The sequence below is a fragment of the Anaerobacterium chartisolvens genome (assembly GCF_003337415.1).
Lineage (GTDB): Bacteria > Bacillota > Clostridia > Acetivibrionales > DSM-27016 > Anaerobacterium > Anaerobacterium chartisolvens.
The window spans coordinates 17327-32193 of the sequence record NZ_QPJT01000010.1; the positions used below are offsets into that span (position 1 = coordinate 17327).

Annotated in this window: 12 protein-coding genes; 2 read left to right on the forward strand and 10 right to left on the reverse strand. The window is 41.2% G+C overall.

What is annotated here, in order from left to right; genetic code table 11:
• Positions 1-431 precede the first annotated feature (431 nt).
• Entirely contained in the window at positions 432-563 is a 132-nt protein-coding gene (locus DFR58_RS22385) for a hypothetical protein (RefSeq protein ID WP_242987535.1), read from the reverse strand.
• A gap of 1161 nt (positions 564-1724) precedes the next feature.
• Here DFR58_RS22385 and DFR58_RS09885 point away from each other — a divergent pair.
• Complete coding sequence (locus DFR58_RS09885) at positions 1725-3044, forward strand: sensor histidine kinase (RefSeq protein WP_114297688.1); 1320 nt, start codon at positions 1725-1727, stop codon at positions 3042-3044.
• A gap of 53 nt (positions 3045-3097) precedes the next feature.
• Here DFR58_RS09885 and DFR58_RS09890 read toward each other — a convergent pair whose 3' ends face one another.
• The 9 genes from DFR58_RS09890 to DFR58_RS09930 all read right to left on the reverse strand — a co-directional run bounded on the left by DFR58_RS09890 (position 3098) and on the right by DFR58_RS09930 (position 14332).
• A complete protein-coding gene (locus tag DFR58_RS09890; RefSeq protein ID WP_114297689.1) occupies positions 3098-4396 on the reverse strand; it encodes an anti-sigma factor family protein in 1299 nt (432 codons plus the stop codon).
• Positions 4377-4967, reverse strand: coding sequence for an RNA polymerase sigma factor (locus DFR58_RS09895; RefSeq protein WP_114297690.1), 591 nt, complete (start codon positions 4965-4967; stop codon positions 4377-4379). The genes DFR58_RS09890 and DFR58_RS09895 overlap by 20 nt, the downstream gene beginning before the upstream one ends.
• A 136-nt stretch (positions 4968-5103) precedes the next feature.
• Positions 5104-6606, reverse strand: a complete 1503-nt coding sequence (locus tag DFR58_RS09900) for a sensor histidine kinase (protein ID WP_114297691.1) — start codon at positions 6604-6606, stop codon at positions 5104-5106.
• Complete coding sequence (locus DFR58_RS09905; RefSeq protein WP_114297692.1) at positions 6584-7279, reverse strand: response regulator transcription factor; 696 nt, start codon at positions 7277-7279, stop codon at positions 6584-6586. The genes DFR58_RS09900 and DFR58_RS09905 overlap by 23 nt, the downstream gene beginning before the upstream one ends.
• Before the next feature lie 126 nt (positions 7280-7405).
• Positions 7406-8134, reverse strand: coding sequence for a hypothetical protein (locus DFR58_RS21850; RefSeq protein WP_170138106.1), 729 nt, complete (start codon positions 8132-8134; stop codon positions 7406-7408).
• A 105-nt stretch (positions 8135-8239) separates the two neighbouring features.
• Complete coding sequence (locus DFR58_RS09915) at positions 8240-10552, reverse strand: S-layer homology domain-containing protein (protein ID WP_114297693.1); 2313 nt, start codon at positions 10550-10552, stop codon at positions 8240-8242.
• A gap of 21 nt (positions 10553-10573) precedes the next feature.
• The gene (locus tag DFR58_RS09920) at positions 10574-11752 is read right to left on the reverse strand and encodes an ABC transporter permease (protein ID WP_114297694.1); all 1179 of its coding nucleotides are present in this window, start codon (positions 11750-11752) and stop codon (positions 10574-10576) included.
• Entirely contained in the window at positions 11752-12429 is a 678-nt protein-coding gene (locus tag DFR58_RS09925; RefSeq protein ID WP_114297695.1) for an ABC transporter ATP-binding protein, read from the reverse strand. The genes DFR58_RS09920 and DFR58_RS09925 overlap by 1 nt, the downstream gene beginning before the upstream one ends.
• A gap of 34 nt (positions 12430-12463) precedes the next feature.
• Entirely contained in the window at positions 12464-14332 is a 1869-nt protein-coding gene (locus DFR58_RS09930; RefSeq protein ID WP_170138107.1) for an efflux RND transporter periplasmic adaptor subunit, read from the reverse strand.
• A 360-nt stretch (positions 14333-14692) separates the two neighbouring features.
• On the opposite strand from DFR58_RS09930, the gene DFR58_RS09935 reads away from it, so the two are divergent.
• A complete protein-coding gene (locus tag DFR58_RS09935) occupies positions 14693-14851 on the forward strand; it encodes an asparagine synthase (protein WP_479722738.1) in 159 nt (52 codons plus the stop codon).
• Positions 14852-14867 lie beyond the last annotated feature (16 nt).

The window sequence follows — 14867 nt, forward strand, 5'->3', positions numbered from 1 at the left end:
GCCATTATTCTTCTCATTAAATAATTAATCTGGTCTTGAACAGGGTCAGATAGATGTACTTAATCCAAGTCAACTTCATCATTTCCCTTTAGATATCTTATTCTCTGGTTATCTTTTTTCACAATTCTTCCAGATACCCCTACTACCATACAATTTGGTGAGGCTTCTTTTAATACTACAGCTACAGCCCTATGTTAGAATTTTCCCCAACTGTAAACGGTCCCAATATTTTTGCACCTAAGCTATATATTTAGCAATAAAGCTTTTACATGGAGGATATAATTTGATGAAAGAAATTTTTTTGACCCGTAAGGAATACATCTAAGAAAAGCGCCTGATGACATACCCGTGAGACATTTCCCCGCAAGGCGTCTTTTCGTTGCTATTAAAAATTTCTGTAAGCAATTATATCCTCCATGTTTGTAAAATCTTTATTGCATCCTATATAATAACAACATTATCGTAAATTGTTGTGTATCTTTTCCCATCCCAGCTAAAGTAACACCTTGGTATATGGTTACATTATTTCCTATCACTGCAGTTTCACCTATCATGGCTCCCATACCATACTCAATAAAGATACCTTCACCAATCTGAGCTTCAAGATGTATGTCTATGCCTGTAAAGGTTCGACTTACATTTGATAATATCCTGAATAGCAGAAAATAACTTCCAATGTATCAGTAACGTATGAGTCAAGTTTAAGTATCGCTTCAATATCCTTTCTAACTGTCTTAATTTACATGGGCGGAATTCCTTACAAGCACTGCGGTTTCACATTCCCAAAATGCATCAAATACAGGTACTGGTTTGATTATTACGGTATTAAAAAGCCTTCGTCTTACTCTGATAGCAACTATAGTAGGACTATCTACATTAAGCCTATGATTTGCGCTTGTTTCCTCCAGTTTCCCGAAATTCTGAAGCTTTCAAAAAAATGTTTAAGCGCAGGACGTCTGTAGAACGCTCTAACAAAAATATTCTTGTTGACTACAACATTGAAGCTAGCAGATGTAGAAGCTCAAAACACAGATTTTTCAGGGCAACCTTTGCCGTCGTTAACACCCATTTAGATCCTTGGATTAAGCACAAAAACTTTTTAATAAACAATCTTCCTTCTGAGGTTGGTACTAAAGTAGCTTGAGTTTTAAATTTCTACCTTTCACATTAAGGTTAGCTTTGCTATTCCTTTTTTTATCCAGTTCAATACATAATTCAGTTTTCAAGGAACCTTTGCAGCTTATTCATCTTTATTTTTATAACTATGCCTTCTATAATAAAAACTTCGGCATGTACAGGTTGTTGAAAATATCATACCCAAACCCCAATCAGCAATCAGCAATACAAAAAATTCAAATATATTACTCCCTCAATTACTACCTTTAATAATATTACCATAAAACTACTTTTAAAAAGTATTAATGTCTAAAAAGGCACTTTTTATGCTTAAAAAGTCAAAATATTTTTCATCATTTTTTATTCTGGAAATATTATATGGATATACTCAAATATGGTTTCTTACACTTTTAATAAGTATTTTTTAGGGCAAAGACTTTCTGAATCTTACAAATTATGGCGTTTGATAGTGCCAAGGTTTTTGTGATTCAGCTAATTATGATTGACAGTATATATTTTTATACATATAATTAATTATATGGGTTTGGAAAAATTTTGACATAAATTGATATTTTTGCTTGTATTAGCGCAGGAGTTGAGGTTCTTGTATGCCAATGGGTATAATTAACTTTTTAACTAATTATTTAATAATTTTTACTCAAGCGACTCTAGTTATGCTACTAGGTCTTATATTAGCAAATACCAAGATATACATTAGAAAAATACTTATTGTATCTTGCTTGTATGCTTTTTTAGCACAACATCTGCCCTATACCAACCTAAATGCTGAAAAGCATACATTGTTACATGTCATTTTTTTATTTCTTCTTCTAAAATTTTTTATGCCGCTGTCATATAAAACAGCCTCAGTTATCGTACTATCAGGCACAATTATACATATTACAGTAGGTTTAATAGTTGCTTGGGCCATTTTACCTTTTGGTAGTATACAATTACAAAGTATAATATATGCTCATATTTTGAGTTTTATTATAGAAACTTCGATTATTATGATTTATTTGGTTATTAAAAAACGTAGGCCTCATTTTTACATTTTCGGTTCTATCACAGATAATCTAAGTGTAAAAAATCTTTTGGAAGGAAAATTCTTTTTACTTACGAGCATTTTCTTATTTCAGTGTCTTTTAATTTGTTTATTTAGCTGTCGATTTTCAGAAAATACTGCCTTGTTAGTGCCTCACGACTTTCTAACAGCAATCATTGCTACAATTTTTATTCCTTTGGCTATTGTTTTAGTATTAAATAATCTTACCAAGATTCTTCATGATGAGGCAAAGTATAAAGATCAAATTCAATCTCTTAAAGCCGTTGAAGAATTATTAATCTCGTTAAGAATTCAACGTCATGATCTCTGCCATGATTTTCAAGTAGTATATGGGTTGATAGAAGTAGCTGAATTTGAAGAAGCAAAAAAGTATATAAAGAAAAGCATTTCAGAATTATGCCTCTCTACAGAATTTGTAAAAATGGATAACTTGCCACTAGCTGCTTTGCTTTTTTTAAAAAAAAACATTGCAGAAGGTAAAAATATAAGTTTTAATATAACTACATTGTCAAGTCTTAAATCACTTAACATTGAGGTAAGAGATATAAATATAATACTTGGAAATCTAATAGACAATGCTATTGATGCTTGTTTAGGGACACCTTATGAAAAAAAGCAAATAGATATAATAATCTCCTATGAAGCTGATAAATACATTTTTGAAGTAATAAATTATTACTCCCCTATAGGCTTTGATCTGAAAGAAAAGATATTCTCTTTGGGATATACAACTAAGAAAAATGGGGCAGGCATAGGACTGTATAGCGTACAAAAACTTCTGCAAAAATATAATGGTCGCATAGAACTATTTAGTAATGATCAAAGTACTTGTTTCAAAATAGTTATACCAACAGAAAGGTAATACCGACCCTGTAAAAAATGTAAGCAGTGGAACAATCATAAGGCGCCAAAGCCTCAGGGAGAATCCGGAGCTTGGATCTCCTTATCGCCGGAAGCATCTCCTGCGGCACCCTTCTTTTCGACGGAAAGAACAACGCTGATATTTTCAAGGCTGTGCTTTAGATTATCCAACTCCCATTGCACATAGCCTATTTCCTCCTCTGTTTTAACAGCTTCTTCAGGCACCATTTCTTCATGAGCCGAAGCTTTCTTTTCGTTCAAGCCTGAAAGCTGGTCTTGCAAGGAGTCTAGCCGGTCTTTAACATCTACCGACTTACTCTCTCCCACCACAAGGGAATCCTGCCCAAAGGCATTTCCCAATTTCTCTATAAAGCCGCTGTATTGAACCTTCGGCATTTCAAAGGCCAGCTTGCCTGATCCGATGACTTCGGCAGGGCCTCCTGCTTCAGCAGGTTCAGCAAAGCCGCTCATATCCTGCTCCCCCGAAGCCTCAGCCTCCGTAAGCTTCCCTCCGAAGTCTGCGATATATGTCCTTGCTTCTTCTCTTCCGCTCTCGGGGTCATCTACCTTCAAAATTAAGTCCACACCCTGAAGACAGGCTTCCTTTTTGTCTTCCTGACCCGCACCCCTGTCCTCTTTTAAGCTTCTCTGTGTTTTTTCATGCTCCACGGTACTTTTGGGGGTATGCTTATCTATGGAGCTTTGATTTTCCTTCTTCTTTGCAGGCGCCTGCACAGGCTTATCCTGCTTATATGAGCCTGTATCACCGCTGCCGGACTCCTTTTCCTGCTTTTCGCTTATAATGATCTCTCCATTCTCTGCGCCATATAACGACGAATCAGGCAGCATAGCCATACCGGCATCGTTTTCCAGATCCGCCTCTGAGCCTACAGAGCCTGAAGAGCTGAATTGTCTCATATTTAAGGGTTCGGATTGGTCGTGTGTTTTTGTGTAAGGGAAAAGTCCTCTAAGCAGCACCGCCAGTATCAGCGCAGCCGCTATTGACGAACAGATTTTTAAATATCTGCTGTTTATAAATGCGAGTCTGCTCTTTTTTAAAGAGGCCGAAGCATTTTGTCCTGCGCTTATGCCAACCAGCTTTTCATGAAGCTGACTGTGAAAATCTTCAGGCAGCTCCTCCTGAGGCATACCGGCACACAGCTCCATCACCTGCTTTATATCGTAAAGCTCAGTCCGGCAAAGCTCACATTGTTCGATATGCTCTTCTACTTGGTTACGCAAGTCTTGATCCAGCTCATTTTCAATATACGGAACAATCATATCCCTTACAGCATTACATTTATCCACGTCCATCCCTCCCTTCTGCAATACATTATTTGACGTACTCCTCATTTAAAAGTTCCACCCTGTCTTTAAGTAATTGTTTTAAGCTTTGCCTTGCCCTGTTTATTCTCGATTTAACCGTCCCTTCAGGGCACCCTGTTATTTTGGCAATTTCCTCATAGCTAAAGCCCTGAATATCTCTCATTATTATAACAAGCCTGTGCTCCTCGGTAAGAAGCCCAATAGCATCGTTTACCTTTCTCCTCAGCTCATTTCTTTCCGCAACAGCTTCGGGAGAAGGGCCGGTATCCTCTATCTGCCGGCTTACCTCTCCGTTCTCAAGCTTAATATCCTCATCTAAGGATATCTCTTTTTTTCCCTTCCTTTTCCTCAATTCATCAAGGCAAATATTTGTGGCTATTCTGTATATCCATGTGGAAAACAAGGATTCCTCCTTAAACTTACCAATGGATTTAAATACTCTTATAAAGGTCTCCTGAGCAAGCTCACTTGCATCCTCAGGATTCCCTATCATTTTTAACGCAATATTAAATACCCTCTTCTGATAGCCCGCAATCAATTGTTCAAATGCCTCAACGTCTCCTTTTTTGGCCTTCTCAAGGAGCAACCCCTCATTCATACGCCTAACCTGTCCTCTCTGGAGAGAAACGGCATTGTTCAATGCCTGAAACCTTTTCTCTTATGTAATGCTGAAAGGATGACAGCTCGTTTCCATCATCCTTTTCATTCATATTATACATTCTTTTTTGAGGTTTTTAAATATATTTTTTATGTTCGTCAGATATATCCAGCTCAAACCAGAATTCCACTCCTCCTTCGAGGTTTTTTACACCATACTCGTTGCCGTGCGATTCCTGTATTGCCCTGACAATCGAAAGACCCAAACCCGTGCCCCCGTATAGTCTTGTCCTTGCCTTGTCTACCTTATAGAAGCTCATCCATATTTTGTCGATGCATTCGTCAGGAATATGTCTCCCTGAGTTAAAAACACATACCCTCACCTTTCTGTTTTTTACCTGAGTTGTGACCCTGATCACTTTTTTCTCGTCGACATGATCCACCGCATTGTTTATATAGTTCAGCAGTATCTGCTCACACCTGTCAAAGTCAGCGTTTACACGCAGCTCCTCTTGCCTGTCGAAGATCAGCTCTATTCCCTTGTCCTTTATTATAAGAGAGCTTTTTACAAGCACAAGGTCTATAAGCTCAAAAATGCTGAAATCCACCCTCTCGGGAGCCAGCATACCCGATTCTATTTTGGAAAGCTCCAAAAGCTGCTTAACCAGCTTATTCATTTTAAAGGCCTCATCTATTATCATGTTGCAGTAGAAGTTCTTGTTTTCCTCATCCTTGTTGACATTCACCTTCAGCCCCTCGGCATAGCCCTGAACTATCGCAATAGGCGTTTTAAGCTCATGAGAAACATTGGATACAAACTCCTTTCTCATTTCATCTATCTTGCGCTCTCTTTCAATATCCTTTGTAAGCCTTTGGTTTGCCTCCTTAAGCTCAAATATTGAGCTCTCAAGCTGCTCGGAAAGAGAGTTTATGCTTTCTCCAAGCTGCCCTATCTCATCCTGGCTTTTAACAGGATATCTCCTGCTGAAATCCAGAGTTGTCATTCCCTTTGTAATTTTGTTCAACTCCAGTATGGGCCTTGTAAATTTTCCCGTCATGAAAAAAACAATAACGGTTCCCGCCAGAAGCGTTATTATGCCTGTAAACAGGAAAAACTTATTTGCTATATCCGCACTGTCCTGTATGGCGGATACAGACATGCTCAAAAATATATAGTCTCCATTGTCAAGAGGAGAAAACAGCCTTATAAAGCTGGCATTCAGCCTGTCATCCCTGCTGGTTTCAATTATTACTCCATTCTTAATAAAATCCTGAGAAAACCGCCTTCCCATAGCACCGCTTATTTCGCCATATTCCTGAGCATCACTGCGTCTGAAAAGTCTTGGGACAGGTACAAGCTCTCTGACCCTTTCATTGTATTTTACTTCAAGCTTCTTATTAAGTATAGTTATACGCATACCCTTAATGCTCTCCAATTTCTCAAGCTCTAAGGATATGTCGTCGGGATCTCCCCGGTATATTCTGTTTATCTGGCTATAAGCATCCATAAGCGTATTTTTTTTGCTGTACAAATAGTACTTGTCCAGAAAAAAGATGTTCAGCAGCCATGAGAGCGACACAAAGAAGAGTATCAACCCCGCTGTTACAGCAAAAAGCTTAAGTCTTATTGTAAGTTTCATTTTTCACCTCAAATTTATATCCAAGTCCCCTTATTGTCTGGATATAATCCCCTTTACCACCTAACTTAAGCCTCAGGTTTTTTATGTGAGTGTCTACAGTTCTTACATCTCCGAAATAATCGTAATTCCATATTGTATTTAATATTTGCTCCCGCGACAGCGCAATCCCGTCATTATCAGTGAGGTACACCAGCAGCTCAAACTCCTTAGGGCTTAAATCAACAGCCTTTTCATCAAGATATACCACATGCCCCACCTCATCTATTTTTAAGCCGTTATATTCCTTGAGTGATTTTTTATCCCTTCCCGCCCTTCTTAAAAGCGCCTGAACTCTTGCAACCAGTATAAGAGGGCTAAAGGGCTTTGTTATATATTCATCAGCTCCTAAATTAAACCCATAGAGTTCATCGCTTTCCTCACTTTTTGCCGTGAGCATAATAATTGGAGCCGAGCATTGCTGCCGTATTTCCCTGCATACCGACCAGCCGTCAATTTCAGGCATCATGACATCCAAAATCACCAAATCGAACCTTTTCTCTTTATGGAACAGCTCAAGAGCCTGCCTTCCATCTCTGGCCTCATGCACACTGTAGCCCTCTCTTTTAAGAAAATCGGACACAAGCTTCAGCATGGGCAGCTCATCATCTGCAATCAATATTTTAACCCTGTCCAAAAAACATATCCCCCTCACAAAAAGCACTCTTTTAATTATAATTATATAACTGTTTTATATAGGTTAAAAGGGCCTAATCCTTATGAAGATTAGGCCCTTTTAATCCGGATTTTACTTTAAAACAAGCTATATGCTATTTTTTTCTTCACTTCTTTTATGGCTTCCAGATCCCTTGCTATGAAAATCGGGGTATCCTTTTCCATCCCACTTTTCTATCTTCTCCGAAAACTCTTTTACCAACTGCTCTGCCTTATCCTTTTCAAGCTTCCCCTCTTTTACCTTCCTGTCAAGCTGTGCCTTAAAGTCGGCTAAAAGCCTCTCTTTTTTCTGCTGGGGATTTAAGCTGTCAAACTCTTTAATTCCTTTTATTCTGATGTCTATTTTCTTAATTATTGCATCGGCCTTCTCCTGAGTAATTTCCCCGTCCCTCACCATTGCCTGTATTTTTCCCTTTTTTGCTTCCAGCCTCTTTACGGGGTCCTTTTCCTCAAGACTTCTGCACTTGTCCTTACACTTATTGCTGTCTTTGCTGTCTTTGCTGTCTTTGCTGTCTTTGCTGTCTTTGCTGTCTTTGTTGTCCTTGTTGTCTTTGTCGTTTTTGCTTTCTTTCTTGTCTTTGTTCTCTTTGTTGTCTTTGCTGTCTTTCTTGTCTTTGCTTTCTTTCTTGTCTTTGTTCTCTTTGTTCTCTTTGTTGTCTTTATTCTCTTTATTGGCTTTGTTCTCTTTGTTTTCTACAGGACTGTTTTTCCTAACCTCGGTTGCAGGCCCTGATGACGGTTCAACAGCCGCAAATGCCGCAGAAGACATAATTCCGACAACAATAGCAGCGGTAGCAGCAATCCTCATAAGCTTCATTGTATCACCTCCTCCAACACTTAGTATGATCTATTTTGCGTGTTAATAGTGTGGGAATTTGTGAACAATTTTTAAATTTTAAGTCAGGCTTTTCATTTCCTCTTGTTATCTTAGAACTATAACCTCAACCTTTCCCCCTGAGGCGGAGGGCTTATCGAGGTATAGGGAAATTTTCCCATACGCAACATTCGATTTTAAATCCGCTATAGTCTTAAAGGTAACATTTCCCGAAGCGTCCACCTGATATACAGACAAATTATTCTTAAACCAGTAAACCCTTCCATCAATTTTTATTCTCTGAGAATCGAACGCCTGTATCACAGTCCCGCTTTTTTCTGCACCATAATTTATTATTGAATCTCCGTCAATCGAGCCTTTGGACAATTTCAGCTTAAATACCGAGCCTATCTGTCCTATTTTTCCGGCAGCATTACTGCTGTATTGGTAATCCTGCCCGTTAACAGTCATGGTGTAAGAGTATCTGGACACACCGCTGTCTGTGGTTTGGGCGGTTATATCCTTTATAATGGCAGGCTTGTATTTTTCCTTGAGAATGTCGTTGGCAAGAATTACGCTTACATCCTCAAAATCTCCCGTAATGCCTGTAAAATGTATCTCTCCGTCGGTTATCCTGCCCTCCGGCATGTCGCTCCAGTTCAATATTCCTGCAACAGCGTCCTCACCGCTGTTATTTGATATTACATTGAATATTTTTACATTTTTAGTTACATAATTTGAGTTCAGCAGCCTTTCATTCTTATTGGTATACACACCTGTAGGATAGTTATATACTACCGTTTCAAGATCTGCCTCACCGCTGCCGAGCTTTTTTACTTTTACCAGCTTGCCCTTGAATTCTTCTGTATTCCACGCGCAGCTATATTCTCCGATAGCCCCGTCCGAGGTCAAAAGCTTCACCGAGTAAAAGGTTTCGTTTCCGACAACCTTACTGCTCTGGTTCAAAACCACCGCATACTGCGAATTGTCCTGGCTTCCCGAATATTTTACGCTTACGATTTTCCCGTCGTAGCCTAAGATGGCAATTATATTGTCGTCCACATCCAGACTTGAGGACAGGTCGCCCAGCTGTGAAAAGTCCATGTTCTTGCTGAAGCTGTAGTCAGTTCCGTCTATTTTAAGAGTCTTGGGAGAAAGCTTGTTGGGAAGTATGGCGGTTATTTTGCCCCCCACCTTATTTGAAGTAACAAGTATGTACTTATATTTACCCCATATATCCGACACCTGATATATTACGTCATTTTCTTCGATATCCTGAATTTGGGCTAATGCCCCATCCTTTATGACACTGAGGCCCGACAAATCAATGGAGCCAATCTTATTTGAAATAGTGCGGTAGCTGTTTGCCACCTCCGGGCTGCTGTATACAGGGTCAAAAACCACGGCATATTCATACCCCGTCCTGTCGCTGTTATATGCAAAAACAATTGAGCTTCTCGTCTGCACTACTTCCTTCAGACTGTCATAGCTTTGCTTAACCCCGTTATAGTAATATGCAGTTTTCTCAGGAAGAATTTTATACTGCGTCTTGCCGTCCTCATCAGTGTATGAAATCTTTGTGTCGGCAATACCGTCCACCGAAATTCCGTCGGTATATTTAAGTCTCCCGTAAGATGCCTTTATGGTATCCTTTTCTACGAGTAAACGGTATGTATTGCCTAAATCGAGCTTAATTGCTTTGTCCTTGACATACAATATTCCCTTGTCTGTCAGCACCTCATTGTCTCCCAGCTTATCCGAGGTAACAGAATCGGCAAGTATTATGCATTGCGAAAAAAGCCCTGACGCATCTGCAAAGCTTTTATCGGAATCAGATGCCGAAGCCTTCTTTACATTGGTGTCCAAAAGCCTGTCTATAATCAAAGCGGCTGCCCATAGCGGGACGCTGTCGCTGCTTTTAAAGCTTATGCCTTCAGTAAGCTTAAGGCTTGACGCCTTATCAATATAGTTTTTAGGCCATATTCCCGGAACATCCGCATCGGTATACCCCAGTGCCTTTACAGCGGAGGTACATATTTGAGCATATGTAATGCTGCCCCCCGGGTTGAATTTGCCGTCGGTCATTCCCAAGATATATCCATTGTTTACCGCGGCTGCAATATATCCCGATACTGAGCTTTTGGGGTCTACATCCGAAAACATTGTAGAGCCCTTTAATGCATCCGCATCACTTTTAAGATTGGCTGCCGTAACCATCATTACGGCAAATTGCCCTCTTGTAACAAGTGCTTCGGGCGTAAATGAAGAGTCGGATACCGGCTCTATTACTCCCAGAGAAGCAAGCCTTACCGCAGAGTCGGTATAATATGCCTTATCCGGTGCGCCTGCCGCTCCTGCCTGTATAACAGATGAAGCACATATTAACGTGAAAATCAAAATTACAGAAATAACCCTTCTCATTTTTTTAGTACCTCCGTATTATTATTCAAATCTAAGCGCATCAATGGGATTAAGCCTGGCCGCCTTATACGCCGGAAACATGCCGAACACAACTCCTATTATAAGTGAAATCCCAAAGGAAAGACTCATCCACAGGGGAGAATATACAGGAGTCGTTATGTTGAAGCCTCCTATGATAAAATATATTATGGATACGCCGAACAAAACACCCAGTAAGCCCCCAATCCCTGTTACCATAACAGCCTCAATAAGAAATTGTATTAAAATGCTTTTTTTCTTTGCTCCAATGGCCTTTCTTATGCCTATTTCACGAGTTCTTTCAGTAACGGAAACCATCATTATGTTCATAATCCCTATGCCCCCGACTATAAGCGAAATGGCAGCTATGCCTCCAAGCACAACCATCATTGAGCCCGTTACGCTGTTTAATGTGGAAATCATCTGGGCCTGATTGAACACACGGAAGGCATTCTCATCGTGATATATTTTTGTGAAATAGTCCTCCAGCTTTTTCATGGCAGCATCCACAGTATCGGGAGTTGCGGCCTGAACCAGATAGTTTGCAATCATCATCTGCCTGCCCATTCTCTGAGCCACCTTAAAGGGAATTATTATCTGGTCGTCATCCGACTGCTTCTGCCCTCCGTTCTTTTCTGTCAGCACACCTACCACCTTGAATATGTGTCCGTTTATTTTCATGCTCCGGCCCACAGGGTTCTGCCCGTCAAACACGTCATTAACCACAGCGGTGCCCACAATAGCAACCTTTTGCATATAGTCATTGTCGAAGGAAAGTAAAAACCTTCCCTCCTGAACGCCGGTGCTTTTTATAACCTCATATTCCGAGCTGGTGCCTATTAATGAAGTGTCACCTGTTTTTGTGCCCACCTTTACCGTAGCACCGGTGCTTACCTGAGGGGCAATCATGGCTATTTCGGAGCTGTTTTCCGCCCCAAACCTCTGCAAATCCTCATAGCTTACGCTCCTGTTGCTGTTCCTTCCCATAATTGTAACCTGTATCAAATTTGTCCCCAGCTCTTCTATGGAGCTTGTTATGCTCTTTGTGCTGCCCTGTGCAAAGGCAACTGCCGCAATAACCGAGGCCACCCCTATAATTACCCCCAGCATAGTCAGAAAGGAGCGAACCTTGTTGCTTAAAATGCTCTTTATAGCCATTTTATATGCCTGAAAAAAGCCCACTATTCCACCTCCCTGTCCTCAATAATCTGCCCGTCCTGAATTCGCACCACCCTTTTTGCCTGCATTGCCACATTGTTGTCATGAGTAATAAGCACTATTGTATTTCCGCCTGCGTGAAGCTCCTTCATAATGCGCATAATCTCCACTCCCGATTTTGAGTCAAGATTTCCCGTCGGCTCATCCGCCAGCAATATGGGAGGCTGGCTTGCAAGCGCCCTGGCAATTGCCACTCTCTGCTGCTGCCCTCCCGAAAGCTCATTTGGCCTGTGATTTATTCTGTCTCCCAATCCGACATTTTCGAGGGCCTCGCTGCACCTTCTGTATCTTTCCTTTGTACCCACTCCCTGATAAATCAGGGGGAGCTCGACATTTTCTATTGCAGTCAGCTTTTGCAGCAGATTAAAGCCCTGAAATATAAAGCCTATTTTTTTATTCCTTATTTCCGCGAGTCTGTCATCCTTTAGTCTGCTGACCTCATCACCATCTAATATGTAAGTTCCCTCAGTAGGCGTATCAAGACATCCCAGCATATTCATGAGAGTGGATTTCCCTGACCCTGACGGTCCTATTATGGCTACAAATTCATGCCTTTTTATATGCAGTGAAACATCATTCAGCGCATTTATTACATTGTCTCCCATCTTATACCTTTTGTACATATTTGTTATTTGAATCATATTTTCCTCCCCGAACACCGTCGCCAGATCCTTCTTAAGGCCTGCTTCTCTGCGAATTGCCGCTTATCTGGAAGGTGCGGGTTGTTCCTCCAATTCCCCCCATACCTCCCATACCTCCCGAGAATTGCATATTAGCACCGCCCTGGCCGGTTGATGCTGTAACAGAGGTGACAATAACCTCATCCCCCTCCTGAAGTCCGCTTATAATTTCTATATATTCATCGTTGTTTATACCTACTTCAACAAATGTTATAACAAACTCTGAATTTGCTGGTTCCGTTCCCTGCCTTACACTAAAGTCCGCTTGGCCTCGCTGCTGCCTGTTGCCACCCGCCGTCTCACCCGGGCCGGGTGCGGAGGCATTAGAATCCCTTCGCCCTGCGGAAGCATTACCCACCGCACCCTCTGAAGACCTCTTGCCTTCACTATCCCTTGCGGGAAAACTTCCGGTCCGGCTCCCTCCGCTGCTTTTCAGCCTGACAAAGCTTTTGCCCTGAACCGTCTGCACAGCGTCAATAGGAACCATAACAACATCCTTTTTCTCATTTACTATTATCTCGGCATTGGCGTTCATGCCTATTTTAAGGCTGTCGGTATTGCTTATCTTTACAGTAACGGGATATGTAGTTACGCCATTTGAAGGGTTGCCCTGAATGGAAATTTTTGATACTTCTCCTGATATAGGAGATGAAGTGGTTTGAGGCAAGGCGTCAATTGTTATATTGGCCTTCTGTCCCTCGGCAATCTTTGCAATATCCAGCTCATCAATGTCTATTTCAAACTCCATAGCCTGAGTATTTGAAACGACACAAAGCATATCGGCGTTTTTCACTGTTGTTCCCACCGTTATAGTCTGAGATACAATGACACCGTCTATAGGAGAGTAGATTTTAAACTCTGAAAGCTGCTTTTGGGCGGATTCCAACTGCGAATTCAAGTCCTCCATTTTTAGGGATGTGGTCTGAGCCGATACATGCAGGTCATCATTTTCAATCTGAATCAAGGTCTCCCCTGACTCAACATGCTGATTTTCCTTTACATTTATGCCTCTGACGGTACCCCCCGAAACACTTTTAACAACCTGAGTGCTTACATACTCAAGCATTCCTGTTCCGGCACTCATCTGCGAACCGCTTTTGGTATCTATTTCAACGCTTACGCTCATCCCGTCGGTTATACTTCCCGGATTGTCAAGCGTCACCTCAACGTTGTAGACCCTTCCTCCCGAGCCTGAGGCAAAGGGAGAGCTCCCTACATACGAAACGGTAGCGTCTACCGACTGCATCATATCCTGAATATTTACAACAGCCTTTTGCCCCACCTTTATATCGCTTATGACGGCTTCGCTGAATGTGACGTTTGCCGTTAGCCTTGAGGTGTCGGTAATGGTAAGTATATTGGCGTTCTTACCCAGCTCGTCACCCACCTTCAGGGCGGTTATATTGCTTACCCTGCCGCTGAACGGAGCCTTCACATCAAGTCCCTGCAAGCTCTTTGAATCACTGTTTGCAGTGAGCTGTGCCTGTGCAATGCTGTTTTTAATTTTCTCCACGTTAAGCTTTGCCTCAGAATCATCAATTTCCATCAGCAAATCTCCCACTTTAACGGAATCGCCCTCTTTAAACAGCACATTTGTAACCTTCCCTGCCACCGCCGAGGTTATCTTGGATTCGTTGGACGAAACTATAGGGCCCGATCCGCTGACGCTGACACCTATATCTCCTTTGGAAGCTATTGCCGTTCTCTGCTGGATCGCTGAGTTATTACCTGACGAACCCAATTTAGATACCAGCACAACAACAATTACTCCCACAGCCACCAATGCCACAGCCCCTATGGCAGCCTTCTTTAAAACACTTTTATTAAAAAATCCCGAAACCTTTTTTACCGCTTGTAGCCGCACATGTATACCTCCTTAAAATAGGTGTTATTTTGAAAAGCTTTATGCCGGAATTTCCTCAAATTCCTTTTAGCCACCCAAAATTCCAACAATTTGATATAAATAATCAGTTTAATAATATCCCATAATTGTGACGGAGCAGTGTTAGAAATGTTAATATTTTATGAACAAATACTGCTTAATTCACGGTAAATATCGGGCAGGATAAAGCTCCAATATATTCTTTAATATTTTTTTTAAAAGTGCCCAGACTATCTATAGTCAAAGCCTTCTAAAGCTCAAGCAGAATTTTTATTTGGAAAGCGGAGACGTTATAAAAAATTTATAGAGTATTTAAAGCAAAGGGAGGGAGCTTCTATGAAAATTCGAGAGGGCTTAATCCCAACAGTTCTTGGGACAGCAGTTACGGCAACGGGTCTGGGTCTTAAGCGCACCGCGCCGTATTTGTCATGGGGAATAGCGGGCTTTGGGCTGGCACATATAGTGCTTGGTTCAATCGACCTGATAGGACACCGTCGCTAGGATAAAAGAGGCGGGC